Below are 23,941 nucleotides of genomic sequence, written 5' to 3' on the forward strand. Positions count from 1 at the left end.
CTTCATGCGCGTTTTCAATGCGATGGAGCAGTATCATGTCGACCCAACCCCTTCCCGATGAAACGATCGATACACTGATCGCCAGCCGTCTGCCCGATTGGTTGAGCGCAGCCAAGCCCGAACAACTGGACGCTCTGCATCGGGCGTTGCGCGCCCAGCAACGTACGCAGCATGCGGTGCGCGCCTTGCTTGGGCAGATCCAACCGCTGGACGAATTCGCCGCGCCCCTGCTGAGCGAAGCGTTGGACAAACGGGTGCAACCCTCGCTGGATGTGCGTCGCAGCATGCTGCGGCGCGAAGTCCAGATCCGCTTCCCGTCAGGCGTCGGCTGGGTCCCGGATGGCATCGTCACTCGCAGTTTCGAAAACAGTCTGCTGGCCTCGGCACTGCATAATTTCGATCGTGCCGAAACATCGAAGGTCGCCTGGCAGGCAGCGTCGGCAGTGGTCGATGCGCAAGGCAACAGGCTTGCCCTGCAGCCCCGGGCCTTTGCGGGCCTGTGTCGCTCCCTGGATCTGGGGGGGCTTTACCAGCAGCATCTCAAGGGCGTGCTGTTTGGCAACGATGCCGTACGCCGAAACAATGAAGCCTTGCTCGAGCGGGGCTGGCGAGAGGGACTGGAGGCTGCAGCGTGGCTGGCGCGGCTCAAGGGCGATATCGACGAGCACATGCTGGCGGAGCTGCAAAAGGTCTGCGCTGCGACGCCCCAGTCAGCCACGTTGACGGCACTGGACATGCGCCTGCTGGGCCGCAAGATCCAGGGGGTGGTGGTGTTCCAGATGCCCGTAAAAGAGGGCGCAGATGCTCAGCTTGCGCAGTTGATTGCCTGGATACCGGACGATCCGCAGGGCGTACTGAGTGTCCACCGCTCCTGGTCCGAGCTGTTCAAAGCGTTGGGCAAGCGTTTTCGTAAGGCTGATTACTGGTCGTTCTTCCAGCGCTTCGTCAGCGTAAAGGACCGCGTGCATTTTGCTCAGGTGCTGAAACGGTTGCTGGCCGAAGGCGGCCCGCAGGATACCATCGAGCTGGATGGTCGGTGGCAGTCTGTCGGCGGCGCGCTGTTCGCCCACCTGCGCCAGGTGCAGGTCGATACCCTGCTGGACGATGCAAAGGTGCTGGCCGTGCCGACCAGCCTGGTCGACAGCGTCGAGCGTGATCGTCGCCTGCACTGGCTCAAGGGCCTGGGTCTCGACATTCTGGGCATTGCCAGCTTCTTCGTTCCAGAACTTGGCTTGCCACTGCTGGCGATCACCGCTGAGCAGCTGACCGAAGAAGTGTATGAGGGCTACCGTGACTGGGAGCTCGGTGATCGCGAGGCTGCGCTTGGCCATCTGGTGGCCGTGGCGCAGAACGTTGCGATGCTCGGCCTCACGGTCGGCGCCAGCAAGGTGCTTGAGCGCGTAGCGCAGGTCGACGAGCTGGCACCCATACAGAATGCCGATGGTGAACTGCGCCTGGCGCGTGCCGATCTTCCGGGTTATGCCACGCAAGAGTTGGCGCTGGCGCCCGGTGAGCGCGCAATCCACGACGGACACGCGTATCAAGGGGTCGAGGAGATGACCTACCGGTTGGGCGCCGACCCGGATGTAGCCGCAGTGGCGCATCCGAACCGGCCCGAGGCACCGACCATCGCACTTGAGGACAACGGCGCCGGTGGCGTGCGTCATGCCCTGGAGTCTGCCCAACGATGGCAGGGGGAAGGCGTGCTGATACGCCGCCTGGGCAGAGGGTTGCGTCAGGTGAGTGACGATATGGCCGGCCCGCTGCTGCGCAGCATTGGCATGGATGAGTCGCAGCTACGGCGCCTGCACCTTGAAAATGCACCTGCGCCAGCGCGCCTGTACGATGCGGCGCAGCGTTATCAGTTGCACGCCAGCTTCCCCAAATTGCGTGGCGCCGCCTTCGAAGCTCACGTCCAGGAGCAGCAGGCCACACCCGTCCCGGCGGCGCAGCCCTTGCACCGTGATTTTCCCTCCCTCAGCACGCGTGCCGGCCAGGAGCTGCTCGACCAGGCCAATGCTGACCAGCTCCAGCAACTGCTGGAGCAAGGGCGGGTGCCACTGGGGTTGGCCGAGCGTGCGCGATGGCAGTTGCGTGACGCCCGTCTTGATCGGGCCTGTGCAGGTTTCGAGCAGGCCGCCGCGGTGGTTCAGGATACCGAACAACTGACGTTGGGACTGTTGCAGGCCTGGTCGCCCTGGGACAGCTCTGTACGTGTCGAGGTGCGTGACGGACAGTTCGACGGCCAGGTGCTGGCACAGGTAGGCGATTCGCTTGCCAGCCAGACGCGTCGAATGATCAAGACCGCGAAAGGCTATCTGGCAGTCGATGCGCAAGGGACGCCCATGCCGGGTGCCTACGCCACGGACGATCTGTTCCAGGCCCTGCTGCGGCATCTGGATGCCCCGCAACGCCTGCAGTTGGGCGAGGCGGGCAGTTCTGCCCGGCACCTGGCCAGTGCCCTGGCCGAGCGCGCCTTTACCCAGCGCGAGCAAGCGGCCCGCCTCATTGGCATGGCGCCCATCGGTACAGGGCTGCGCCCTCCACAACGTTTGGGCGACGGACGCATCGGTTACCCGTTGAGCGGCCGGCCCGAAGGGTCACGTCTTGCGCTGCTGCGCGGCTACCAGCAAGTCTTTCCAACCCTGTCGGACGTCGAGGTGGAAACCTACCTGGAGACTGTGCGTCAACGCGGCGAGGGCCTGTGGGATCACCTGCGCAACCTGCAACAGCTAATGATTCGCCTCAACCAAAGCCTGGGCACCTGGCGTCGCGAGGCAACCCGGGTGCCCATGCTCGAGCGGCGTCGCCTGGTAGCCCGGCGCATCCGCCATTGCTGGCGGCGCAAGCGTGCCGAGCAGGATGGCCAATACCGGCTGATCATCGACAGCGAACGGCTCGACAGCCTGCCCGTACTCCCCGAGGGCGTAACGTTCGAGCATGTCACCCAACTGACGTTGCGCCGCTTGAACCTGCCGACAATCGACGCAGATTTTCTCTCGCGCTTTGCCAACCTGCGCAGCCTCGATCTGCGTGACAACCTGATCGACCGTATCCCTGACGGGCTTCAGGTGCTGACGCAGCTCACCGAACTGCGCCTGGCCGGCAACCAGATCGTCATCGACGAAGCCGGCATGGCCAGGCTGAGCGTGTTGACACAACTGCGTACCCTGGACCTTGCGCACAACCCCATCGGTCGACTGCCGCCGCTTGGTCCCCTGGAGAACCTGCAGCGTCTGTCATTGCGTGGTACTGGTCTGGCCGAGCTGCCTGTCGAGGTGTACATGCATCCGCAGCTCGAGGATATCGACCTGCGCGACAACAATATCAACGACATGAGCCCGTCCCTTGCTCGTTCGCGTCGTCGCCTGGCAGGCCTGAGCCTGCATGACAATCCGTTGCCGGAAGCCACGCAGGCCGCACTGCGTACCACGATGGGAGAGGATGCTGCGGTGGCCTTGCCCCTGCGTCGACATGTCCCGGGAGGGCAGGAGTCGCTCGAACTCTGGCTGGCAGGCTCCACCGATGTGGAGAGAACGGTGCGAGAGCGCCAATGGACGGGACTGTTGCATGAACCGGGCAGCAGTGACCTGATGCGCTTTCTTCATGATCTTGGCCGTTCCCGTGACTACGCACTGCAGGGATTGGACCTGCGGCGCAGGGTCTGGCAGGTGATCGACGCCTGCGTACAGAACAGCGAGGTTCGCGAGGCGATCTTCCAGCAGGCTGCCGGGCCACGAACCTGCTCGGACCAGATGCTGCTGATTCTCAGCCTGCTGGAAGTCCGCGCGCTGGTCGCCACACGCACTGCCGGGCTGGCCCCCGCTGCGGTCGGCCCCGCATTGACGCAATTGGGCCGCGAGCTGTATCGGCTGGACGAGGTCGACAGAATCGCCGCGCAGCACATTCAACAGGCGCGTGCCACCAACCCCTATGGTTTGCTCGATGAGGTAGAGGTGCATCTCGCATACCGGGCCGGGCTGGTCAGGCCGCTCGGGCTGCCGGCCCAGTCACGCTACATGTACCACCGGATGTTCTCTGATGTAGGGGACACGCAACTGCGTGCGGCAAGCACGGCGATCCTGCAGGCGGAAACGGATGCCCGCATTGCCGAATCCTTGGTACAGCGAAGCTTCTGGCAGGACTATCTACGTAACACGCAGCCCGACGCATTCGAAACGCTCAACCAGCCCTACCATGATCGCCTCGAAGCACTGATGGCCGGGGTCGAGTCCGCGCCAGAGCAGAGTGTGCTGGAAAATATCGAGGCGTTGGCCGAGGAGCGCAGTGCTGCCGAGCACGAGTTGGTCCTGGCGTTCACCCTGAGCATGCTGGACGCGCATCCGTGGGTTAAAGGCTAAAGGTTCAATGCGCCATGAGCTGCTCGAGCAGGCGCTGTTTCAGGATCTGCAGGGCGGGATGGGTGCGCTCGCGTGGATGTGCCAGGTCGATAGGCAGGCCTTCGCGGATACGCCCCGGGTGGGCATCCATCACGATCACTCGGTCACCCAGGTACAGCGCTTCTTCGATGTCATGGGTGACCATCACCACCGTGCAGCGTTCGCGCTCGCGGATGCGCTGCAGCTCCTGTTGCAGGCGTACCCGGGTCAAGGCATCGAGCGCGCCCAAGGGTTCGTCGAGCAGCAGCACCTTGGGCTTGTTCACCAACGCCCGGGCAATCGCCGCACGCTGGGCCATGCCGCCAGACAACTGGTGTGGATAGGCGTGTTCGAAGCCGCGCAGGCCAACCAGCTCGATATGCTCGGCGACCAGATGCTGCTTTTCCTCGGCAGGCAGCGCGTGGTTCTTCAGGGCCAGGGCGATGTTTTGCTGCAGGGTCATCCAGGGAAACAGGCGGTGGTCCTGGAACACGATGCCGCGCTCAAGGCCCGGGCCGCGTACCGGTTGGCCGTCGAGCACGATCGTGCCCTGGTGATCGGTGTCCAGGCCGACGATCAGCCGCAGCAGGGTCGATTTGCCGCAGCCGCTGGCACCGAGGATGCTGATGAACTCGCCGGGACGAATGTCCAGGTCGATGTCCTGCAGCACCGGCAGGGTCTGGCCCTTGAGCCGATAGGCCTTGCTCAGGCGGCGGATCTGCAGGGTGCCGGCCTGCACGGCAGGCGGGTGGGGATGGGCGATGGCATTCATGGTCGCGGCCTTCAATCAGTGGTGCGCCAGCGCAGCAGGCGCCGGCAGAAACGGGTGCACAGCCAGGTCATCAGGTAGCCGCACAGGCCGATGCACAGTACACAGACGATGATCACTTCCATCCGTGCGCCGGCTTCGGCGTTCATCATCAGGTTGCCAAGGCCGGCGCCAGAGGCGAGGAACAGCTCGCTGCCAACGGCCGTGACCCAGGCGAAGGCCAGGGCCTGCAGCACGCCGGTGGCGATGCTCGGCAAGGCACCGGGCAGCAGGATCAGGCGCAGTTGCTGCCAGCGATCGAGCATCAGCACCTGGCCGACCTCTCGCTGGCGGATGTCGACCTGGCGCAGGCCTTCGTAGGTGTTGAGCACCATCGGATAGAACGCCGCCACACTCACGATCAGCAACTTGGCCGGCTCGCCATTGCCGAACCACAGGGCGATCAGCGGAATCCAGCCGAGCATCGGGACCTGGCGCAGGGCATGGAACAGCGGTGCGGTCAGGCGGTTGGCCAACGGCGACAAGGCCATCAGTGCGCCGAGGCCGATGCCGGCCAGCATGCCCAGGGCGAGGCCGCTGCTGGTGCGCGCCAGGCTCGCCAGCAGGTTGACCGGCAGCTCGCCGTTGCCAAGCAGCTCGAGCAGTGCCGAGCCGACCTTGGACAAGGACACGAAGGCATAGGCGCCGGCTGCATCCTGGCGCGAGGCATGCTCCCAGGCCGCGAGCAGCAGCAGCGGCAGTAACAGGCCACGCAAGTGTCGGACAGTCATCATTCGCTCCTCAACTGCACTGCCAGGCAGACAAGCGCCGCTCCACACGTCGCAGCGAACAGTCCAGGGTGAAGCCGATCACCCCGGTGATCACCACGCCGACCATCACCACATCGATGCGCAGCATCTGGCGCCCCATTTCGATCATCTGCCCCAGGCCGCTGTCGGCGGCGAGCAGTTCGCAGGCCACCAGCACCACCCAGGCGCGGGTCAGCGCCACGCGTACGCCGGTGACGATGGCCGGTACGGCGGCGGGCAGGGCGATGCGTGCGACCAGGGTCGGCCAACCCAGGCGATAGACCGCCGCCACCTCGAAATGGCTGCGCGGGATGGCACGGATACCGTCGCCGGTGGCCAGGGCCACGGGGAAAAACGCGGTCTTGGCGACGATGACGATCTTGAAGGTCTCGTCGATACCGAACAGCAACACGAACATCGGGATCAAGGCGATGCTGGGGACCTGGCGCAGGGTATGGAACAGCGGTGCGCAATAGGCCTCGACGGTTTTCGACAGGGCCATGGCCGTGCCCAGGGCCAGGCCCGACAGAGCGCCGAAGGCAAAGCCGAGCCCCAGCCGCGAGAGGCTGCCGGCTAGGTGCTCCTGCAGCTCGCCGGTGCCCAGCAGCTCCTGGAAGCTGCGCCAGACCTCCAGCGGCGATACCAGCAGGTTGGCTGGAAACAGCCCGGCAGCGGCCACAGAAGCCCACAACGCGAGCAGGGCCAGGGGCGAGATCAACCAGGAGAGAGGAACGAGCAGGGCGCGCATGGAAGGCCTTGAGTGATCGGTGATACGGGGATATCGCAAGACCTGTGCCAGTGTGCCGAGTCCCGTGTTTTCGGGGCTCGGCCATGGGCGCTGATGATGGCGCAGCAGTACGCTGCTGCTGGGGCAGCAGTCGATCAGCAGTGGGGAGCGCGCCGAGTCAGAAGTCGTAACTCAGGCTGGTGTAGTAGAACGCCCCCTGTGCGCCCTCAGGGCTGGTGATCGAATACTTCGGCACACCATACAGCTGCGCGCCTTCGAGCTTGTCCGGGTGGCTGTCGAACAGATTGATCGCACCGACCGACAGGGTCAGCCCCAGGTCAAGGCGGTACGACACGTCCAGGTCGGTCACCCACTGCGGGCTGAACGTCTGGTCCAGCGTCGGGTTGCTGGCGTTCAGGCTCTTCCATTCACCATAGCGACGCTGGGCCAGGGTGATGCTCCAGCCGTCGTACAGCCAGTTGGCGCTCAGGGTCAGCTTGTCCTTGGGCGTGCCGTCTTCGATCAGGCCCTGGGTGTTGCGACCGATGATCTGGTTGCCGGGAATGCCGCCGACACTGTCCAGGCCGGTGATGCGGGTGTTATTGCGCGCATAGCCACCGTTGAGGTTGACCCGGCCCCAGGCACCCAGGTCCAGGTCGTAGTGCCCGGCCAGCTCGATGCCATCGGTGCGGGTGTCGGCGATGTTGCTGTAGAACGCAGCGCTCTGGATATTGGCGTAGGGCGTACCGGCGAAGATCGGCGAGACCACCGAGGCCGGCAACTGGTCCGACAGGGTGATGCGGTTGTCGATGTCGATGCGGTAGGCATCGAGGGTCAGCGAGGCGTTGGGCAGCGGGCGCCAGACCAGCCCGACGGAGAAGTTGGTCGACTCCTCGGGCTTGAGCGCCTTGCCCCCGAGCAGCTGTGCCTCGGGGCTGTCGGCACGCAGGGTGCGTTGCTGCACCTCGACCCAGTTGCCGCTGCCAGGCGGCTGTTCGACGACTTGTACGCTGAACGACGACAGCCCGCTCTGCACCAGGGACGGTGCTCGATAACCGGTGCTGGCGCTGGCCCGCGCGGCGATCTGCGGCGTGAAGTCATAGCGTAGCGACAGCTTGCCGTTGGTGGTGTCACCGAAGTCCGAATAATGCTCGCTGCGCACGGCCAGTCCGGCCTGGAATTTCTCGGTGATCTGCCCTTCGAGGTCGAAGTAGGCGCCGATCACCCGACGATCCAGCGAAGCGGCATCGACCTGGGTGATCCCCGAGTAGTAGCCCGGCAGGCGGCGGCCGGTGATCGGGTCGAGGGTGTTGAACAGCGGGCCGTTGGACCAGCCGGCGGCGTCGCCTGCAGTGAGCTCGTAGTTCTCCTTGCGCCAGGCCAGGCCTGCAGAGACCGTCAGCGGCTTGAACAGCAGGTCCGTGGCGAAATCGCGGGTCCAGTCCAGGGTCAGGTTGGTCTGGTCGGCTTCACGTCGGCCGGTATGGATGGTCGACGGGCTGGCCGCGCCCCAGCTGGGGTTGATGGCGTCGCGGTCGGTGGAGTCGAGACGGTTGTTGCCGTAGTTCAAGGCCAGGTCGAAGTTGCCCAGGGTGGCGTCTTCGAAGCGCAGGCCACCGGTGGCGGCGTAGTCCTCCAGGCCGTAGCGAGTGATCGGCAGGCGACCATCGGGGTAGCGGGCCAGGGCTGTGCTGCCGTAGTTGTTGCGCAGGGTGGTGGGCGGGTCGAAGAAGCCCTCGGCATCGGTGTTCTTGTGCGCGTAGCTGGCAAAACCGTAGGCCGTCAGCCCGGCGCCGAGGCCGGTCTCGGCGTTGGCCGTGAAATTGTACTGATCGGACACATTGCCTGAGCCCCAACGCCAGTTACGGTAGCGGTTGTTCTGCTCGCGCGGCGTGTTGATGCTGGTGTCGCCGGGGTAGAAGATCCGGTTGTCATCGCGGGTGTCGCTGGCCGGGTCCTGGCTGCCTGCATCGAAGGCCAGGGTGAGGAAACCATCGTTGGGCAGGGCAAAGCCTTTCCAGCCGCTGAGCTTGCGCTGCAGGCCGTCGCCCTTGTCGTAACCGCCGAAGCGATAGCCGATGTTGCCGCCGTCGTCGCGTTCCTTGAGCACGATGTTGATCACCCCGGCGATGGCGTCCGAGCCGTACTGGGCGGCGGCGCCATCGCGCAGGATCTCGACCCGCTCGATAGCGCTCAGCGGGATCAGGCTCAGGTCCACGGCGGCGGCGCCACGGCCATTGACCAGGCCCTGACGGGTGACGTTGGCGCTGGTATGGCGGCGTTTGCCGTTGACCAGCACCAGCACTTGGTCGGAGGCCAGCCCGCGCAGCGAGGCGCCTTGGGCGATGGAGCCGGCGAAGGCACCCTGTGGCGATTGCGGGAAGCTGAACGACGGCGACAACGCGGTCAGCGCCCCAGACAGGTCGCTGGCGCCGGTCTCGCGCAGTTTCTCGCCGCTGAGCACGTCGACCGGGGCGGCGCTTTGCAGGGCGGTCACATCGCTTCTATGGGTGCCGACCACGACCACGGTGTCGAGTCGGTCGTTGGGTTCGGCAGCGAAAGCGGGCACGGCGAAGCCGGCGATGGCCACGGCGATGGCGCGTGCCAAGGGGGTGTGGTGGGGCATCTGGGGTTCCTGCTGGAAGGTGTGTTGGGTGGGCCGGCCCTGTCCCGGAGCAGGCCTGCCCCCACAACGACCATTGTGTCCTTGTGGGAGCGGGCTTGCCCCGCGATAGGGCCTGACAGGGCGACTCAGAACCGGCTGGTGACACTCAAGCCAACGGTGCGCGGATCGCCGTAGGTGATCACGTACTGCCCGGCGGTGCCGTTAGGCCGGCCGTGCACCTGGTAGCGGCGGTCGGTGAGGTTGTTGACGAAGCCGGTGACGCTGAGCTTGTCGTCGGCGCTGAACCAGCTCAGGCGCGCGTTGGCCAGGGTGTAGTGGGGCTGGCTGAGGGTTTCGTCGGCGCCGCTGCTCTGGCGGTCGGCCAGGAAATATTCCTTGTCGCGAAAGCTCACGTCGCCACCGGCCACCACGCGCCCTGGCACATCCAGGGGCAGGGTGTAGTCGGCGCCCAGCGAGACCACGTTGCGCGGCGAACGCACGAAGCTGTTGCCGCTGTAGTCGGCGGTCACCGCGCCGGTGGCGGGGTTGACGTTCTTGAAGTCAGTGTATTCGGTGTCCAGGAACGACAGCGCTGCGCGCAGGTGCAGGCGTTCGGTGGGCTGGCCCTCGATCTCCAGCTCCGCACCCTTGACCTTGCCCTTGGCGCCGTTGGTCAAGGCGGTGGTCAGCACGCCGTTGTTGACCGTCAGCAGGTTCACCTGGATATCCGAGTAGTCGTAGTAAAAGACGTTGGCGTTGACCGTCAGGCGCCGGTCGAACCACTCGGATTTCAGGCCCAGCTCGTAGGCATCGAGCTCTTCCGGATCCACCGTGGTCAACTGCGCCAGGCTGGTGGACAGCCCGGTGTTGAAGCCACCAGAACGGAAGCCATGGGCATAGCGGAAGAACACCCGCAGGTTGTCGTTGATGCGGTACTCGGGCGTGAGGTCGTAGGTCCAGGCCTCCCAGGTCTTGTCCTGCTGGCGATTGCCATTGCTGCCAGCGCCTGCGATGGGGATCAGCGGGCCATTGGCGGTGGCGCGAGTCAGTTGCACCAGGTCCAGGTCGATATCCTTTTTCTCCTGGGTCCAGCGCAGGCCGCCGGTCAGGCTGAAGGCATCGGTGAAGTCATAGGTGACGTTGCCGAACAGCGCATAGCTGTCGGTGCGGTGGTCGAAGTCCTGGTTGCGATAGGCGGTGCTGCCGACCTGGTTGGAGCCGGTGCCGTTGGGCGTCGGGCCAGGCGCGACGATACGCTGGGCCGAGCTGTCGAGGTTCTCGTGGAAATAATGCGCGCCGGCCAGCCAGTGCAGGGGGCGGTCCTGCGGCGAGGCCAGGCGCAGCTCCTGCGACCACTGGCGATAGGCGTTGTCGGTGATCGAGGCACCGTTGACTTCATAGGGGGTGTAGTCGGCGTCGGTGGTGGAGCGGTTGCGGATGTAGTCGTAGGCGCTGATCGAGGTCAGGGTGTAGTCGCCCAGGTACCAGTTGAAGGTCAGCGAGGCGCCATCGTGGTCGAGGCGATAGTCCTCGTTGACGTTGAGCGAAATGTCGCGGCCATTGGGGCGCTGGTAGCCGACGTTGTAGTAACGGCCCACTGGCAGCGAGCCGTTGCTGCCATCGCCCTTGAACTGGCGACTGTGCAGCTTCAGCAGGGCATCCAGATCGGGGTTGAGCTGGGCGAGGAACTGCAGGCGAATGGCCTTCTTGTTCACGTCGCCATAGGTATTGCCATCGAAGTCGTTCTTCTGGAAGCCGTCGCGCTCCTCGGAATACAGCGACACCCGGCCGGCGAGCTTTTCATCCACCAAGGTGCCGCCCAGTGCACCGTTGAGGATGCGCTCGTTCTTGCTGCCGAAACCGACGGTGCCGTAGCCGTCGGTGTCGAAGGTCGGCTTCTTGGAAATGACGTTCACGGCGCCGGCCGTGGTGTTCTTGCCGTACAGCGTGCCCTGTGGTCCGCGCAGGATCTCGATGCGTTCAAGGTCGAACAGCGGCCCGCCACCAGCAATGGGCGCGTTGAGGTAGACGTCGTCGGCATAGATGCCCACCGGGTAGACCGTCGCCGCACCGGTGTCGCCGGTGCCCAGGCCACGGATGTACCAGCGTGGGCGGCCGTCGCCATCCGGGTTCTTGGCCGAGGCGTTGGGCACGAAGGTGGTGATGTCACCCATCGAGCGAACGCCGTCGGCGGTGAGCTGGGTGCCCTTGATCGCCGAGACCGCGACGGGCACTTCCTGCAGCGTCTGTTCGCGGTGCTGGGCAGTGACGGTGACGGTTTCGAGGGCGGGTTCGGTTTTCTTTTCTTCGCTGGTTTCGGTGGCGGCGTAGGCCTGGTTGCCGGCACCGGCCAGCAGCAGGGCCAGGCCTATCTGGCGGGCCAGAGGGTTGAGCTGGTGCATGTGGTTCTCCCCGTGTTTCAAGTGTTGTTGGGGAGGGGTAGAGCAGGGACTGTGCCAGTATCTGCAAGTTATTGTTTTATATTGATTTTCTTTGATTTAAAGAAGTCTTTTCGACGCGGTTGAGGGCGGGGCAGCAAGGGGCTGTTTGCGGGGTGCTGCTGGGGCAGCAATGGGTCGGGGGGATGTTGCTTGGGCAGCAGGTCGGCGTGGTCCTTGTAGGAGCAACTGTCTTGCTCAAAATCTAAAGACCAGCCCAATCCCTGTGGGAGCGGCGGTTCGCCGCTGCGACTTGTCCCGCGAACACGGGCGTAGCCCGTGCCAGGCAGCGCGGTGTCTTTTTCGCGGGCAAGCCCGCTCCCACAGGGATTGGGCTGGCTTTTAGATTTTGAACAAGACAGGCACAGCCCCCAGTGCTGAGGGCCGTTACGCCCTATGTGGACCTACGCTCAGACCGCCAGCCGCGACGTCGAGCCGATCACCTTCTCCAGCACACTGAAATCGATCCACTCGCGCACGTCGAAGCGCCGCGGGATGAACCCCCAGCGGTGGAGGAATTCGGTGAAGTCCTGCAGCGCCTCGATCGAGCGATTGTCCAGGGTGGTGCGCAATCGCCGGTGGGCATCCTCGCCATAGGCGGCTGCCACCCAGTACTCGCTGGTGTTCAGCTCACGGGCCAGAAAACGCCGGGTCTCCTCGGGGTTGGCCCAGGCCCATTGCTCGGTGCGCAGCACGGTATCGACCAAGGTCACGCTGGCGTCGAAATGCTCGTGCAGCAAGTGCGTATCGACCGTCAGGGTCCGCGCCGTGCCGTTGTTGCTGCGAATCAGCGGATCGGGATGGCTGCCAGTATCGACCACCACGCGCAGGCCGAACTCGTGGGCCAGGCTGACCGCGTGCGCACCCTTGAGGAAGATGGCGTCGATATCGCCGCGCAGCAGGCCGATCAGTTCGTTGTTGCGCCGACTGAAGCGGCTGGTGCCCAGGCTGACGGCGGAGCCGTGCAGGTGGTGCTTGGGGTCGTCGCTGTAGGTGCCGCCGTAGGGATAGTCGACCAGCTCCACATCGGCCACCGACAGGCCTTCGAGCTTGAGCGCGTTTTCCAGGCCGCGCAGGGCCTGGGCGCGGGTGAAGTCGATCTGCACGTTGGCCCATTTCGGCAGGCCGAAGCGGCGATTCTTCAGGTCGCGGATCGTGCGCACGCTGCTTTCTTCAGTGGTGAGAATCAGCTGGACCTCGTCAATCCACGACAGCCCCAACACCCGGGTCTGGACGCCGCTGGCATAGGCCCAGATCGCCGGGATGCTACCGCCGTGGCGCACCGAGTTCTGCAGGTGATGGTCGTAGTGGGCTTCGCGCACCTCCCGTTCGCTGGACTCGCGCAGTGATTGGATATTGGTGCCGAACGGTTGAAACGCCTGGGCCAGGCGTCCGGACTGGACGGCGATACCGAGCCCGGTGGGCACCGGGCTGTGGGTGTACCAGAGGGTTTCCAGTGGCTTGCTCATAGGGCGACGGAGGTCCTTTCCATGGCAGGGGTGTTGGTCAGCAACGCGTCCAGTGGGCCGCGGTCGATCCAGTCGCTGACCGTGAAACTGGCGGGGATGAAGCGCCAGCGCTTGAGGAAATGGACGAAGTCCTGCAGAGCGGCGACAGCCTGCTCGTCCAGGGCTGTACGCAGGCGCAGGTGGGCATCGTTGCCGTAGGCGACGCTGACCCAGTACTCGCTGCTGTTGGTTTCGCGGGCCAGGTAGCGGCGGGTTTCGTCAGGGTGTCGCTGGGCCCAGTCTTCGGCGCGCAACACGGCGGCGAGGATCGTGCGGGCGACCTGCGGATGCTGGGCGAGCAGGTGGCTGTCCACCGCCAGGGTGCGCGGGGTGCCGTTGTTGCTGCGCACCAGCGGGTCGGGATGGGCACCGGTGTCGATCACCGTGTGCAGGCCAAAGGCATGGGCCAACTGCACGGCGCTGGCACCCTTGAGGAAGATCGCGTCGACCTCGCCACGCAGCAGCCCGGCCAACTCCAGATTGCGTCCGGCCGTCTGGGTGGTGGAGACCGGCGTGCCGGCCACGTTACGCACCGGGCGGTCGCTGAAGGTGCCGTCGTAGCGGTAGTTGACCAACTGCACGTCCCCCACCTGCAGGCCCTCGAGGCGCAAGGCGTTTTCCAGCCCGCGCAGGGCCTGGGCGCGGGTGAAGTCGATCTGTGCCGCGGCCCAGTCGGGCAGGCCGAAGCGCCGCCCGGCAAGGTCCTTGACCGTGCGGATGCCACTGCCCGGAAGGCTCAGAATCAACTGCGCCTCGTCTGCCCACGACAGGCCGATCACGCGGGTTTCGCGGCCTTGGGCGCGGGCCCAGATCGCCGGGATGCTGCCGCCATGGCGCACCGAGTTGCGCAGGCTGTGGTCGAAGTGCGATTCGCGCACGGCCTGGTCGTCGGCTTCGCGCAGCGACTGGACCTGGGTGCCGAGGGCAGAAAGGTCAGCCTGCAGCCAGCCTTGCTGGACGGCGATGCCAAGCCCGGTGGGAACCGGACAGCGGGTGTACCAGAGGGTGTCGAGGGGGTGGCTCATGGTGAGGTCTCTGCAAGGATTCAGGCGCGGGCCTTGAAAGGGGTGGCGGCCGGTTGCTGCACCAGCGGCAGCACTTCCTGGCCGATGCGCAGCGCCTCTTCAAGGTGCGGGTTGGCAGCCAGGATGAAGGTGGAGAAACCGGCATCGCGGTATTCGGCCAGGCGTTCTGCAATGTTCTGGTGGCTGCCTACCAGGCCTACGGTCGGGCCGGGCTTGGCCTTGGCGAAACCGGCCCAGAGGTTGCGGGCCAGGATCAACTCGTCGAAGCCTTCCAGGTGCTGGTGATAAGCGGCCTGGCGTGCGCCGCCGACAGAATCGGAGCCGGTGATGAAGCGTTTCGCCGTGCTGCTGGCCGTGCCCTCCAGGCGCTCGAACTGCTGGCGCAGCTCGCGCCAGGCCTGGTCTTCGGTCTCGCGGGCGAACAGGTCGACACGCAGGCCGAAGCGCACACTGCGCCCTTGCTTGTCGGCCAGTTCGCGAACCCGCTCAAGGTGCGGCTTGAGCTTGTCGATCGGCTCGGCCCAGTTCAGGTACACGTCGGCGTGACGCGCGGCGACCTCCAGTGCCGCGTCGGAGAACCCGGAGAAATACACCCCCGGCTTGCGCTCGTGCTGCAGGCCCGGTGGCAGGCTGCCGTGCTCCAGGCGGTAGATGTCACCCTGGTAGGAGAAGCTGTCGTTGCTCCACAGGCCCTGGATCACGTCGAGGAATTCGCCAGTGCGCTTGTAGCGCAGGTCGTGCTCGAGGAAGTCGCCATTGGCGCGCTGGCTGGCGGGATTGCCGCCGGTGATGATGTTCCAGTCCAGCCGCCCACCGCTGAGGTTCTGCAGAATCGCAGCCTGTTGCGCAGCGTAGGCGGGCAGGGTCCAGGTGGCCTGGAAGGCGATCAGGAAGCGAATGCGTCGGGTCTCACGCGCCAATGCCGCCGCCGCGATCCACGGCTCCGGCCCCGTGGGCAGCAGCGCCCCTTCGAAACCGGCCAGTTCGGCGGCCTTGGCCACCTGGGCGATGTAGTCGATGTAGCTGAAACCGTCGGCCTCGCCATTGGGCAGGCGCCCAGGCGCGATGTTGCCGGGGCGGTGCCGGGGTGCGCCACGGTTGTGGCGGTCGGTGGACAATTGCGGGCCGTCGGTGCCCAGCGGCAGGCGCCAGAAGAATTCGGTGGACATGGGGGCTCCTGTGAGCAATGAGCGAATGCATGCAGCGGTGCAACGGCTGTGCCATTGCCGCGGCGCACCCCGTGGGGCGCGGGCTCGGGCGATGCGAGGAGAGCGGGGTGCGTCTGTGGCAACACCCCGCCAGCAATGGTTGCTGGGGGAGCAGCAGGGCGCTGCGGTGCGCCGTTGCCATCCCCCGAGGCCCTGCACGTGCGACTTCAGGGTTGCGAGGTTGTTTCGAGCGCTGCGGCGCTGCGCATGTAGGCGTCATGCAGCGCTGTATAAGCACCATCCAGGGCTAGCAACTGGCCGTGCGATCCGTGCTCCACAACCCGTCCATGGCGCACCACGGCAATCCGGTCGGCATCGCGGATGGTTGCGAGGCGGTGGGCGATGACGATCGCCGTGCGCCCTTCGCACAGGCGTCGCAGCGCCTGCTGGATGCGCCGCTCGGTATGCACATCCACCGCCGAAGTGGCTTCGTCCAGCACCAGTACTGCCGGGTCGGCCAGGTAGGCCCGCACCAGGCACACCAGTTGGCGCTGGCCATGGCTCAGGTGCGAGCCCAGTGCGCCGACTTCGGTGTGGTATTGCTGCGCCAGGCGCTCCAGCACCTCGTCAGCGCCCAGCTCGCGCGCCGCAGCAATCAGCTGGGCGTCATCAGCCTGCGGTGCGGCCAGGCGCAGGTTATCGAGAATGCTGCCGCTGAACAGTACGTTGTCCTGCAGCACCACCCCGACATTGCGCCGCAGCTCGTGCTGCGACAGGTGGCGCAGGTCGATGCCGTCCAGCTTCACCGCGCCAGCGTGCACGTCGTAGAAGCGCGTCAGCAATTGCACCAGGGTGCTCTTGCCATGTCCGGAGGGGCCGACGATGGCCAGCACCTGGCCTGCGGGCACGTGCAGGTCCAAGCGGTCGATCACCGGCCTTGTGGCCTGGGGGTGATAGGCGAATTCGACCTGCTCGAAATCCACTTGCCCGCGCGCCCGGCCCAGCGGTCGAGGGCGGTCCGGGTCGAGCAGTTGCGGGCGGGTGTCGAGCAGCAGAAAGATTCGCTGGGCCGAGGCGGAGCCTGTGGCGTAACGTTCGAACAGATCCGACAGCTCCTGCAGCGGGCCGAGGAACAGGAACACATAGAACAGGCTCTCGGCCACCTGGCCGACGCTGACCGTGCCTTGCGCCAGGCCATGGGCGCCGACCAGCAACAGCACGGCCATGCCGGCGGTGCTGAGCAGCGCGGTGAAGGGGGCGAACCAGCCCGCGCGCAAACTCCCGCGGATCAACGCCTGGTTGAAGTCTTCCAGCAGGCGCCGGTAACGCTGTGCATTGGCCGTTTCCTGGCCGCACTGCTGGATCAGCCGCACGCCGTTGACGCTCTCGACCAGGTGCGCCGTGAAGCGGCTTCGCTGCTCGGCAACCTTTGCCCAGTTGCGCTGGGAGATGCGCTTGAAGCGCCAGGTCGCCAGCACCAGCAGCGGCACCGTACCTGCCAGGCTGAAGAAGAAGCTTGGCTCGATGCGCCACAGCATCACCGAGGCCAGGCCGCAGCGCAGCAGGGCGCCGAGCAGCTCCGGCGGACCTTGTACCAGCAACGGCTCCAGGGCATCCACGTCACGGTCGGCGCGGGAGATGATGCGCCCGGCGCGGGTCTGGTCGAAGTAGCTCACCGACAGTGCCTGGACATGGCTGAACACCTTCACCCGCAGATCGTTCAGCACGCGGATCGCCGCGGAGCCTGCGATGAACTGCGACACCCCCGCGAGCAGGAAACGCACCAGCCAGCTGGCCGCCAGGGCCAGGCCCAGCCACAGCACCAGGCGTTCGTCCAGCAGCCAGTGGTCGCCGTCGTGGATCAGCCCACGGTCGAGCAGCTCGCGCACGAACCAGGGCCGCAGAAACACGGTGAACACCAGCAGCAGCTCGATACCGATCACGGTCAGGATCGCGCTGCGGATCGGCTGCATCAGCGGCAGCAGGCGGTGCAGCATGCCGCGGTCCAGGGCCTGGCGGGCGAGGGTCTGTTCGATCTCGAGGTCGCTCGGGGTCTTGCGTGGCTCAGTCATGCTCGATCCCCAGCAGGTCGCGGTAATGGGCGTTGTGCGCGCTGAGTTCGGCGTGGCTGCCGCTGGCGGCGATACGGCCGTTGTCCAGCACCAGCACGCGGTCGGCGAGCAGCAGGGTGGAGAGGCGGCTGGTGATCAGCAGCAGGGTGGGGGCGTGGCCCTGATCGCCGCGCAGGCGGCGGATGTTGTCCAAGACCCGGCGCTCGGCGTGGGCGTCGAGGGCGCTGGTGGCGTCGTCCAGGCAGAGGATGTCCGGGGTGCCGAGCAGCGAGCGGGCCAGGCACAGGCGCTGGCGCTGGCCGCCGGAGAGCGTTACACCACGGTCGCCCAGCGGTGTATCCAGGCCATGGGGCAGACGCTCCAGGATGTCCTCTGCCGCAGCCAGTCGCAGGCCCTCGCGCAGTTGCTGGTCGCTGGCGTGGGATGCTGCCAGTCGCAGGTTGGCCGCCAGGCTGTCGGAGAACAGGAAGCTTTCCTGGGGCAGCACCTGCACGCGACGACGCAGTTCTGCCAGGTCCAACCCACGCACATCCTGCCAGCCGTGGTGCTCGGAGCCGATCAGCACGGCACCGCCCTGAACATCGGCCAGGCGTGGCAACAGGCTGGCCAGCAGGCTTTTGCCGGTGCCGGTGGCGCCCACCAGCGCGACCACTTCGCCGGGCTGCAGGGTGAGCGAGCAGTCGTGCAGGATGTCACGTCCGCCGTCCGGCGCGCCGACCCGTACCTTCTCGAACTTCAGGCCCAACGGCCCTCGGGGCAAGGCCTGAGGGCCGCTGCCGATCGCCGGCGTTTCGTCGAGCAGTTGCCAGATGCGCTCGGCGCTGGCACGGGCGTCGGCGAAGGTCTGCATGACCCGGCCGATGCCCTCGATGCGAAATACCAAGGTCGTGGCCAGCAGCAGCGAGGTCACCAGCTCGCCGATTCCCAGCCGCCCGTTCGCCACCAGGTGAGCGCCATGGACCAACACCCAGGCGTGCCCCAGCGCCACCACCGCCTGCGGCAGGGGAATGCGCGAGGCGGCGTAGGCGAGGGCGGCACGGGCATGCCCGGAGAACACGGCCACCTGCGCGGCAAAGCGTTCGATGCGTGTCTGTTCCAGGCCGAAGGCCTTGATCACCCGCACGCCGCCGATGCCTTCGGCGAGGTCCTGGCTGACCTGGTCATAGGCGGCACCTACGGCGCGGTCGAGGGTGACCAGGCGCTCGGTCTGTACCACGAACAACCACAGGCCGACACCGGTCAGCAGCAGCGGTACCAGGCCCAGCAGCGGGTCGTACCAGGCCAGCAGGCCGACCACCGCCAGCACCACCAGGGGTGTTTCGACGATCTGCCGCCAGAAGGTGATCAGCGCATCGCGGACCTTGTCGGCATCGCGGGTGGTACGGGTCACCAGTTCGCCCATGCCGTGCTGCCAGTGGTAGCCCAGGTGCAGGGCCTGTACCTGTTCGAGGATACGTTCGCGCAGGCTCGTGAGCAGCGCCTGGCTGAGCACCAGCGACAGTACGGCAGCCGCGTACTGCAGCAGGCCACGGCCGAGGGCGATGGCCAGCAACAGCCACAGCCAGTACCAGGCGACACTGGCGTCGAGGCTGCCGTCGGCCTGGCGAACCACGGCGTGACCGGCGCTGACGTCGTTGACGGCATGGCCGATCAGCCATTGCTGCCAGACCAGGCCGAGGTTGCCGGCGATGTAGAGCGAGGCGACCAGAAGAAAGCGCCAGGGCATCTCGCGGTAGATGGCCAGGGCGCGCAGCAGAGGGTGGGGCATACAGATGTCCGAAGGGAGTGGATGTGCCGGCCACGGCACGGGCTTGCCCCGCGACGTGGCCGCTGCGGATTCAGCGGCGCGTCGCGCCCTGGGCCTCCTTGGCATTGAGAATGGCGGTGTACTCGCCGGGATCCGCGCCATTGAGGTAGTAATTGCCGACGTTGTGCAGGCGCCAGCGGATCGGATCGTGAGTGGTGTGCACCCGCGCGTTGCGCCAGAAGCGATCGAGGTTCCACTTGCTCAGGCTGGCGCTGGCACCCAGCAACGAGAACAGATCGCTGGCGATTTTCAGCGAGGCGCTGTCGGCGTGGGCGCGGGCGGTGGCCACCGAGAGGATCAGTTCGTCCTGCAACGCCTTGTTCTCCGGGTCGCGCTCGTGTTCGTCGAACACCCGTGCAGCATCGCGCAGCACCGACTCTGCCCCGCGCAGGGCCACGGCGTATTCGCCAATCTGGCGGATCACATGGGGCTCGTCACTGGCCCGTTCGACGCCGCTTTCAACCCAGGCCCGGGCATGCTCGCGCAGGTAGGCGGTGGCCGCCTGCAGGGCGCCGGCGGCGATGCCGGTGTCGATGGCCGCGTGGAGGATCTGCGGGAAGGTCAGGCCGGTGCGCTTCATCGGCCCGTTACGGCGCGAGAGATAGCGCTCGTCGAGGACGATGTCTTCGAAGTTGACGGTGCCGCTGACCGAGTTCTGCTGACCGAAGGCGTCCCAATCGTCGATCAGTGTCAGGCCTGGCGTATCGCGCTGCAGCAGCACGCCGACGCCGCCGTCGTCGCTGGCGGCGGTCAGCGAGATCCACTCGGCCAGGTAGGCGCCGGTGGAGTAGAACTTGCTGCCGTTGAGCACCAGCTTGCCGTCCGCGCGGCGCTCGACGCGGGTCTTGAGGGCGAACTTGTTCTTGCCGCCGACCTCGGCCAGGGCATTGCCCAGGCGCTTTCCAGCCAGCAGGTCGGCGACAAGGCGATCGCGTACTTCATCCGGATAGCCGCTGACGACGCCGCGCAGCATGACGTTGTGAATCTGCAGCAATTGGCCCACGCCACCGTCGGCGACCGAGATCAGGCGCACGGTTTCGACAAGGGTGGCGACGGAGGCACCGAGCCCGCCGAGTGCCGCAGGCACGCCGATGGCGGTGAGGCCGCTGCTGGACAGCAGCTCAGCCTGGCGGCGAGGGAGTTGTCCGTTGTTGCGTGGGTCGGCAGCGATGGCGGCGATTTCCTCGGCGACCTGGCGGGCGACTTCGATGGCCTCGGTTTCGTGGGTGATGCGGCGGATGTTGCTCATGGGGAACCTCGGTGGTGTGTCAGGAAGGGCGGTGGTGTGCGTTTCGCGGGCAAGCCCGCTCCTACAGGTACGGCGCCGTTTCCAATGACGGCGAGGTTCCTGTGGGAGCGGGCTTGTCCCGCGATGGGTCGCGCAGCGGCCCCACGCTCTGCCAGACCTAGAGCAACTTCTTTGCCATACCGCCGAAACCCTTGCGGCACAAGGCTTACAGCGCTACTCACAACGTCTGTTGCTGCCCCAGCAACACCCCTATCCCGGCGACTGCTGATCTGGCAGCAGCCGCCCCGCAATCCTGCGCGCCAACCAGCACCGGTCCCCCCGAAGCCTTGGCCTGGGCCCCGTGATTCGGGGCCTGCAGCCGTTGGCACGGGCGCTGCAATAGCGCTGTCACGACCCTCAAGGAGCGACCCCATGACCCTCGCCACTGCCCCTGTACTGCCAGCCGCCGACACGCGTCTGGAGCGCATCTGGTTCACGCGCTGCCCCGTCCCGACCGCTTCGGGTATCGCCTACAAGCTCGGCTGGCTAAACGAAGAATTCGCCGCCGACGGCCTGCCGGTGGAAACCCTGCAGGAGGCCCGTCAGCTCGGCCAGCATCACTATGATCACCAACTCCCTGGGCTGTTTCGCGAAGGCGGCAACCTGCCGGCGCTGGCGGCCCGTGCTGCCGGTGCGCCGAGCCGGCTGATCGGCCTGACCTGGATCGAGGAATGGCAGACCATCCTGGTACGCCCCGACTCGGGCATTTGCAGCGCCGCCGACCTGCGCGGCAAGCGCCTGGCACTGCCGGCCTGGGGCGACAACCGCCCCGGCAGCATCGCGCGGGCCATGAGCCTGCATGGCTACAAGGGAGCCCTGGCCTCGGCCGGCCTGAGCCTGGACGACGTGCACCTCAAAGAGGTGGCGCTGCTCGACCAGACTCGGGCCGAAACTCCGCAATTGGGCCTGCAGCGCCTGTGGTCGGGCCTTGATTACCTGGCCCGCGGCGAGGTGGATGCGGTGTACGTCAAGGGCGCAGCCGCCGCCGATGCCGCGCGGCGCCTGGGCCTGGTAGTCGGTGTCGACCTCGACGCACTGCCTGATCCGCGCCACCGCATCAACAACGGCACGCCAAGGCCGATCACCGTGCACCAGAGCCTGCTCGACGATCACTTCGATCTGGTGGTGCGCTTTCTCGCTCAGACCCTGCGTGCCGCCCAATGGGCTGCAGGCAACCGCGATGCGCTCAACGCCATTCTCGAGGAGGAAACCCGCGCCGGCAGCCAGGGCGTGGCCGAGGCGTACCGCGGCGATTTCCACACCACCCTGGCGCCGGACCTCTCGGCGCAACGCCTGGACTACCTGGACGTGCAGAAGACCTTTCTCAACCTGCATGGCTTCCTCGAACGCGACTTCGACCTCGCCGACTGGGTCGACCATCGCCCCCTGCAAGCTGCCCATGAATTGCTGGCCCAGCGCCGCGCCTGATACCGGAGACCTGAGATGACCGTACTGATCAACGAGCAAATCGACCTGGACACCTTCGTCGACCAAGTGGTGGCCGAGGCCGAAGCGGCCTTCACCGTGTTTCGTGAAACCCACACCATCACCGCCAATGGCACCGTCGGCTTCATCGAGCGGGTGCCTGGCCAGGAGCTGCTGGTATCGGTGAACTATGGCGGGCCGTGGAAGCGCCACCAGCCGCTGCAGGCCAGCGTCAGCGACTTCGCCGGCAATGTGGTGCGCGGCAAGGCCAAGGGCGGGCTGGGCCGCTACACCAAGCTGTTCCAGACCCACGCCGATGTCACCACCGTGTCCCATGTGCACAGCCCCTACCTCGGCGCCTGGGCCCAGACCCACCGCACCTTGCCGTTCCACTACGTGCCGGTGCAGCGCTACCAGTTGGCCCGCGAGCTGCCGGTCTACATCGACCGACGCCAGGCCGAGGTGGACTTCATCCTCGACAAGATCGCCGAGAACCCCTTCAACCTGGCGATCCTGGAGGCCAACGGCGGCGCTACGGTATGGGGCAAGCAGGGCCTGCGCGCCACCGCCGAGTTCATCCTGCTGCTGGAGGAGGGCGCGCAGATCCAGTTGCTGGCCGACGCGCTCGGTGGCTCGCGCCCCTATGGGCCAGGGGTGCTGACCCAGCAATGGAAGATGAGCGGCCTGTACGAGCGCGCCACCGAGCTGGGCCTGGTGCCGGGCATCGACCGTCGCAACTGAGCCGTTCAATTTCTCGCAAGGAGCACGCCCATGGCGGTCAAGATCCTCTGGTACCTCACCACCCCCGACGGCCCCTATCCCTGGGAGCCCCAGGGGCGCTGGAACACCGATTTCCAGCACCTCAAGCAACTGGCCGTGGCGGCCGACCGCCTTGGCTACTATGGCGCGCTGCTGGGCTCGAGCCCGAACGAAAGCCTGGCGGTGTCGGCCGCGCTGATCGATGCCACCGAGCGCTTGCGTTTCCTCGTGGCCCAGCACCCCGGCGAGCTGTCGCCTGCGGTGCTGGCCAAGTGGGCGCTGACCTTCGACCAGTTCTCCAATGGCCGCCTGCTGTTCAATGTGGTCAACGGCAACGATGCGGGCCTGGCGACCTTGGGCGTGCATTACCCGCACGATGAGCGCTACGACTTCAGCCTGGAGTACTGGCGCGCGTTCCAGGGTTTCTATGCAGGCGAAACGGCAGGCTACCAAGGGCGTTACGTCCAGCTCTCGCCGCGCTCGCCGGCAGCGGCCAGCCACCCGTTGGGCGGCTGGCACCCACCCAAGCAGAAACCGGGCATCCCGCTGTGGGGCGCTGGCACCTCGGCGCCGGGGGTGGCCCATTCGGTGCAATTGCTCGACGTCTACCTGAGCTTTGCCGATACCCCGCAACGATTGGGGGACAAGTTCCGCCGCGTCGCCGCCGAAGCGGCGAAGATCGGCCGCGAACTCACTTATGGCACGCGCCTGCAAGTGATCGTGCGCGAAACCGAGGAAGAGGCCTGGGCCCACGCCGAACGCCTGCTGCAACGCACGTCGCTGGCCACCGCGCGGGCCTCCATCGAGCGCCAGCTACCGCCGGGGCAGACCCTGGAAAGCTTCATCAGTGACGACCCACGCATCCAGCGCAACCTCGACAGCATTCGTGCCGGGCGCCTGCCGAGCGCGCGCGAGCTGGAGATTCATCCCAACGTCTGGCTCGGCCCGAGCCTGTTCGGCTTCAACATTCTTGGCCCAGCGGCCGGGACGTACCTGGTGGGCAGCGCCGAGCAGGTCGCCGAGCGTATCCGCGAGTACGAGGCGCACGGCACGTCGGCCTTCATCCTTTCCGGCTTCCCGCTGATCGATGAAGCGCAGCGGGTCGCCGACCTGCTGTTCCCGTTGCTGGACCTGGACCACGGCTTCGAAGTGCCGCGCCTGGGCGCCGCACGCCAGGCGCCGGTGGCGCAACCGGCATGAGGA

Annotated in this window: 15 protein-coding genes; 4 read left to right on the forward strand and 11 right to left on the reverse strand. The window is 66.3% G+C overall.

What is annotated here, in order from left to right:
• Nucleotides 1-35: 35 nt before the first annotated feature.
• The gene (locus ACNFHO_RS02285) at nucleotides 36-4,361 is read left to right on the forward strand and encodes an NEL-type E3 ubiquitin ligase domain-containing protein (RefSeq protein WP_416765032.1); all 4,326 of its coding nucleotides are present in this window, start codon (nucleotides 36-38) and stop codon (nucleotides 4,359-4,361) included.
• A 4-nt stretch (nucleotides 4,362-4,365) separates the two neighbouring features.
• Here ACNFHO_RS02285 and ACNFHO_RS02290 read toward each other — a convergent pair whose 3' ends face one another.
• From ACNFHO_RS02290 to ACNFHO_RS02340, 11 genes are all read right to left on the reverse strand, one after another.
• On the reverse strand, nucleotides 4,366-5,151 hold the full coding sequence (locus tag ACNFHO_RS02290) for an ABC transporter ATP-binding protein (protein WP_416765034.1): 786 nt from the start codon (nucleotides 5,149-5,151) through the stop codon (nucleotides 4,366-4,368).
• An 11-nt stretch (nucleotides 5,152-5,162) separates the two neighbouring features.
• Nucleotides 5,163-5,918 (reverse strand): ABC transporter permease, encoded by a 756-nt coding sequence (locus ACNFHO_RS02295; RefSeq protein WP_416765035.1) that lies wholly within the window; start codon nucleotides 5,916-5,918, stop codon nucleotides 5,163-5,165.
• 10 nt (nucleotides 5,919-5,928) lie between these two features.
• A complete protein-coding gene (locus ACNFHO_RS02300; RefSeq protein WP_416765036.1) occupies nucleotides 5,929-6,684 on the reverse strand; it encodes an ABC transporter permease in 756 nt (251 codons plus the stop codon).
• Between the two features lie 157 nt (nucleotides 6,685-6,841).
• Nucleotides 6,842-9,289: a TonB-dependent receptor plug domain-containing protein gene (locus ACNFHO_RS02305; RefSeq protein ID WP_197890968.1), complete on the reverse strand. Its 2,448-nt coding sequence runs from the start codon at nucleotides 9,287-9,289 to the stop codon at nucleotides 6,842-6,844.
• Nucleotides 9,290-9,414: 125 nt separating this feature from the next.
• On the reverse strand, nucleotides 9,415-11,670 hold the full coding sequence (locus tag ACNFHO_RS02310; RefSeq protein ID WP_063545207.1) for a TonB-dependent receptor: 2,256 nt from the start codon (nucleotides 11,668-11,670) through the stop codon (nucleotides 9,415-9,417).
• A gap of 446 nt (nucleotides 11,671-12,116) precedes the next feature.
• On the reverse strand, nucleotides 12,117-13,175 hold the full coding sequence (locus ACNFHO_RS02315) for an ABC transporter substrate-binding protein (RefSeq protein ID WP_063545206.1): 1,059 nt from the start codon (nucleotides 13,173-13,175) through the stop codon (nucleotides 12,117-12,119).
• Nucleotides 13,172-14,239, reverse strand: coding sequence for an ABC transporter substrate-binding protein (locus ACNFHO_RS02320; RefSeq protein WP_416765038.1), 1,068 nt, complete (start codon nucleotides 14,237-14,239; stop codon nucleotides 13,172-13,174). Before ACNFHO_RS02320 ends, ACNFHO_RS02315 begins: the two co-directional genes overlap by 4 nt.
• A gap of 20 nt (nucleotides 14,240-14,259) precedes the next feature.
• Nucleotides 14,260-15,408: an LLM class flavin-dependent oxidoreductase gene (locus ACNFHO_RS02325; protein WP_416765040.1), complete on the reverse strand. Its 1,149-nt coding sequence runs from the start codon at nucleotides 15,406-15,408 to the stop codon at nucleotides 14,260-14,262.
• 206 nt (nucleotides 15,409-15,614) lie between these two features.
• Nucleotides 15,615-17,459, reverse strand: a complete 1,845-nt coding sequence (locus tag ACNFHO_RS02330) for an ABC transporter ATP-binding protein (RefSeq protein ID WP_416765042.1) — start codon at nucleotides 17,457-17,459, stop codon at nucleotides 15,615-15,617.
• Nucleotides 17,452-19,227, reverse strand: coding sequence for an ABC transporter ATP-binding protein (locus ACNFHO_RS02335; RefSeq protein ID WP_416765044.1), 1,776 nt, complete (start codon nucleotides 19,225-19,227; stop codon nucleotides 17,452-17,454). The genes ACNFHO_RS02330 and ACNFHO_RS02335 overlap by 8 nt, the downstream gene beginning before the upstream one ends.
• 70 nt (nucleotides 19,228-19,297) lie before the next feature.
• Entirely contained in the window at nucleotides 19,298-20,515 is a 1,218-nt protein-coding gene (locus tag ACNFHO_RS02340) for an acyl-CoA dehydrogenase family protein (protein ID WP_416765046.1), read from the reverse strand.
• A gap of 411 nt (nucleotides 20,516-20,926) precedes the next feature.
• Between ACNFHO_RS02340 and ACNFHO_RS02345 the strand changes: the two genes are divergently transcribed.
• Genes ACNFHO_RS02345 through ACNFHO_RS02355 form a run of 3 tightly spaced genes read left to right on the forward strand, consistent with a single transcriptional unit; the run spans nucleotide 20,927 to nucleotide 23,938 of the window.
• Entirely contained in the window at nucleotides 20,927-21,982 is a 1,056-nt protein-coding gene (locus ACNFHO_RS02345; protein ID WP_416765048.1) for an ABC transporter substrate-binding protein, read from the forward strand.
• Nucleotides 21,983-21,997: 15 nt separating this feature from the next.
• Nucleotides 21,998-22,720, forward strand: coding sequence for a class II aldolase/adducin family protein (locus ACNFHO_RS02350; protein WP_063545200.1), 723 nt, complete (start codon nucleotides 21,998-22,000; stop codon nucleotides 22,718-22,720).
• A 30-nt stretch (nucleotides 22,721-22,750) separates the two neighbouring features.
• Nucleotides 22,751-23,938, forward strand: coding sequence for an LLM class flavin-dependent oxidoreductase (locus ACNFHO_RS02355; RefSeq protein ID WP_414155620.1), 1,188 nt, complete (start codon nucleotides 22,751-22,753; stop codon nucleotides 23,936-23,938).
• Nucleotides 23,939-23,941 lie beyond the last annotated feature (3 nt).

The sequence above is a fragment of the Pseudomonas sp. NY15374 genome (assembly GCF_048068255.1).
Taxonomy (GTDB): domain Bacteria; phylum Pseudomonadota; class Gammaproteobacteria; order Pseudomonadales; family Pseudomonadaceae; genus Aquipseudomonas; species Aquipseudomonas machongensis.

What these genes read in the sequence shown, in the direction of transcription:
- ACNFHO_RS02285 (WP_416765032.1), top strand. Translation starts at nt 36, where the DNA reads ATGTCGACCCAACCCCTTCCCGATGAAACGATCGATACACTGATCGCC.
- ACNFHO_RS02290 (WP_416765034.1), bottom strand. Translation starts at nt 5,151, where the DNA reads ATGAATGCCATCGCCCATCCCCACCCGCCTGCCGTGCAGGCCGGCACC.
- ACNFHO_RS02295 (WP_416765035.1), bottom strand. Translation starts at nt 5,918, where the DNA reads ATGACTGTCCGACACTTGCGTGGCCTGTTACTGCCGCTGCTGCTGCTC.
- ACNFHO_RS02300 (WP_416765036.1), bottom strand. Translation starts at nt 6,684, where the DNA reads ATGCGCGCCCTGCTCGTTCCTCTCTCCTGGTTGATCTCGCCCCTGGCC.
- ACNFHO_RS02305 (WP_197890968.1), bottom strand. Translation starts at nt 9,289, where the DNA reads ATGCCCCACCACACCCCCTTGGCACGCGCCATCGCCGTGGCCATCGCC.
- ACNFHO_RS02310 (WP_063545207.1), bottom strand. Translation starts at nt 11,670, where the DNA reads ATGCACCAGCTCAACCCTCTGGCCCGCCAGATAGGCCTGGCCCTGCTG.
- ACNFHO_RS02315 (WP_063545206.1), bottom strand. Translation starts at nt 13,175, where the DNA reads ATGAGCAAGCCACTGGAAACCCTCTGGTACACCCACAGCCCGGTGCCC.
- ACNFHO_RS02320 (WP_416765038.1), bottom strand. Translation starts at nt 14,239, where the DNA reads ATGAGCCACCCCCTCGACACCCTCTGGTACACCCGCTGTCCGGTTCCC.
- ACNFHO_RS02325 (WP_416765040.1), bottom strand. Translation starts at nt 15,408, where the DNA reads ATGTCCACCGAATTCTTCTGGCGCCTGCCGCTGGGCACCGACGGCCCG.
- ACNFHO_RS02330 (WP_416765042.1), bottom strand. Translation starts at nt 17,459, where the DNA reads ATGACTGAGCCACGCAAGACCCCGAGCGACCTCGAGATCGAACAGACC.
- ACNFHO_RS02335 (WP_416765044.1), bottom strand. Translation starts at nt 19,227, where the DNA reads ATGCCCCACCCTCTGCTGCGCGCCCTGGCCATCTACCGCGAGATGCCC.
- ACNFHO_RS02340 (WP_416765046.1), bottom strand. Translation starts at nt 20,515, where the DNA reads ATGAGCAACATCCGCCGCATCACCCACGAAACCGAGGCCATCGAAGTC.
- ACNFHO_RS02345 (WP_416765048.1), top strand. Translation starts at nt 20,927, where the DNA reads ATGACCCTCGCCACTGCCCCTGTACTGCCAGCCGCCGACACGCGTCTG.
- ACNFHO_RS02350 (WP_063545200.1), top strand. Translation starts at nt 21,998, where the DNA reads ATGACCGTACTGATCAACGAGCAAATCGACCTGGACACCTTCGTCGAC.
- ACNFHO_RS02355 (WP_414155620.1), top strand. Translation starts at nt 22,751, where the DNA reads ATGGCGGTCAAGATCCTCTGGTACCTCACCACCCCCGACGGCCCCTAT.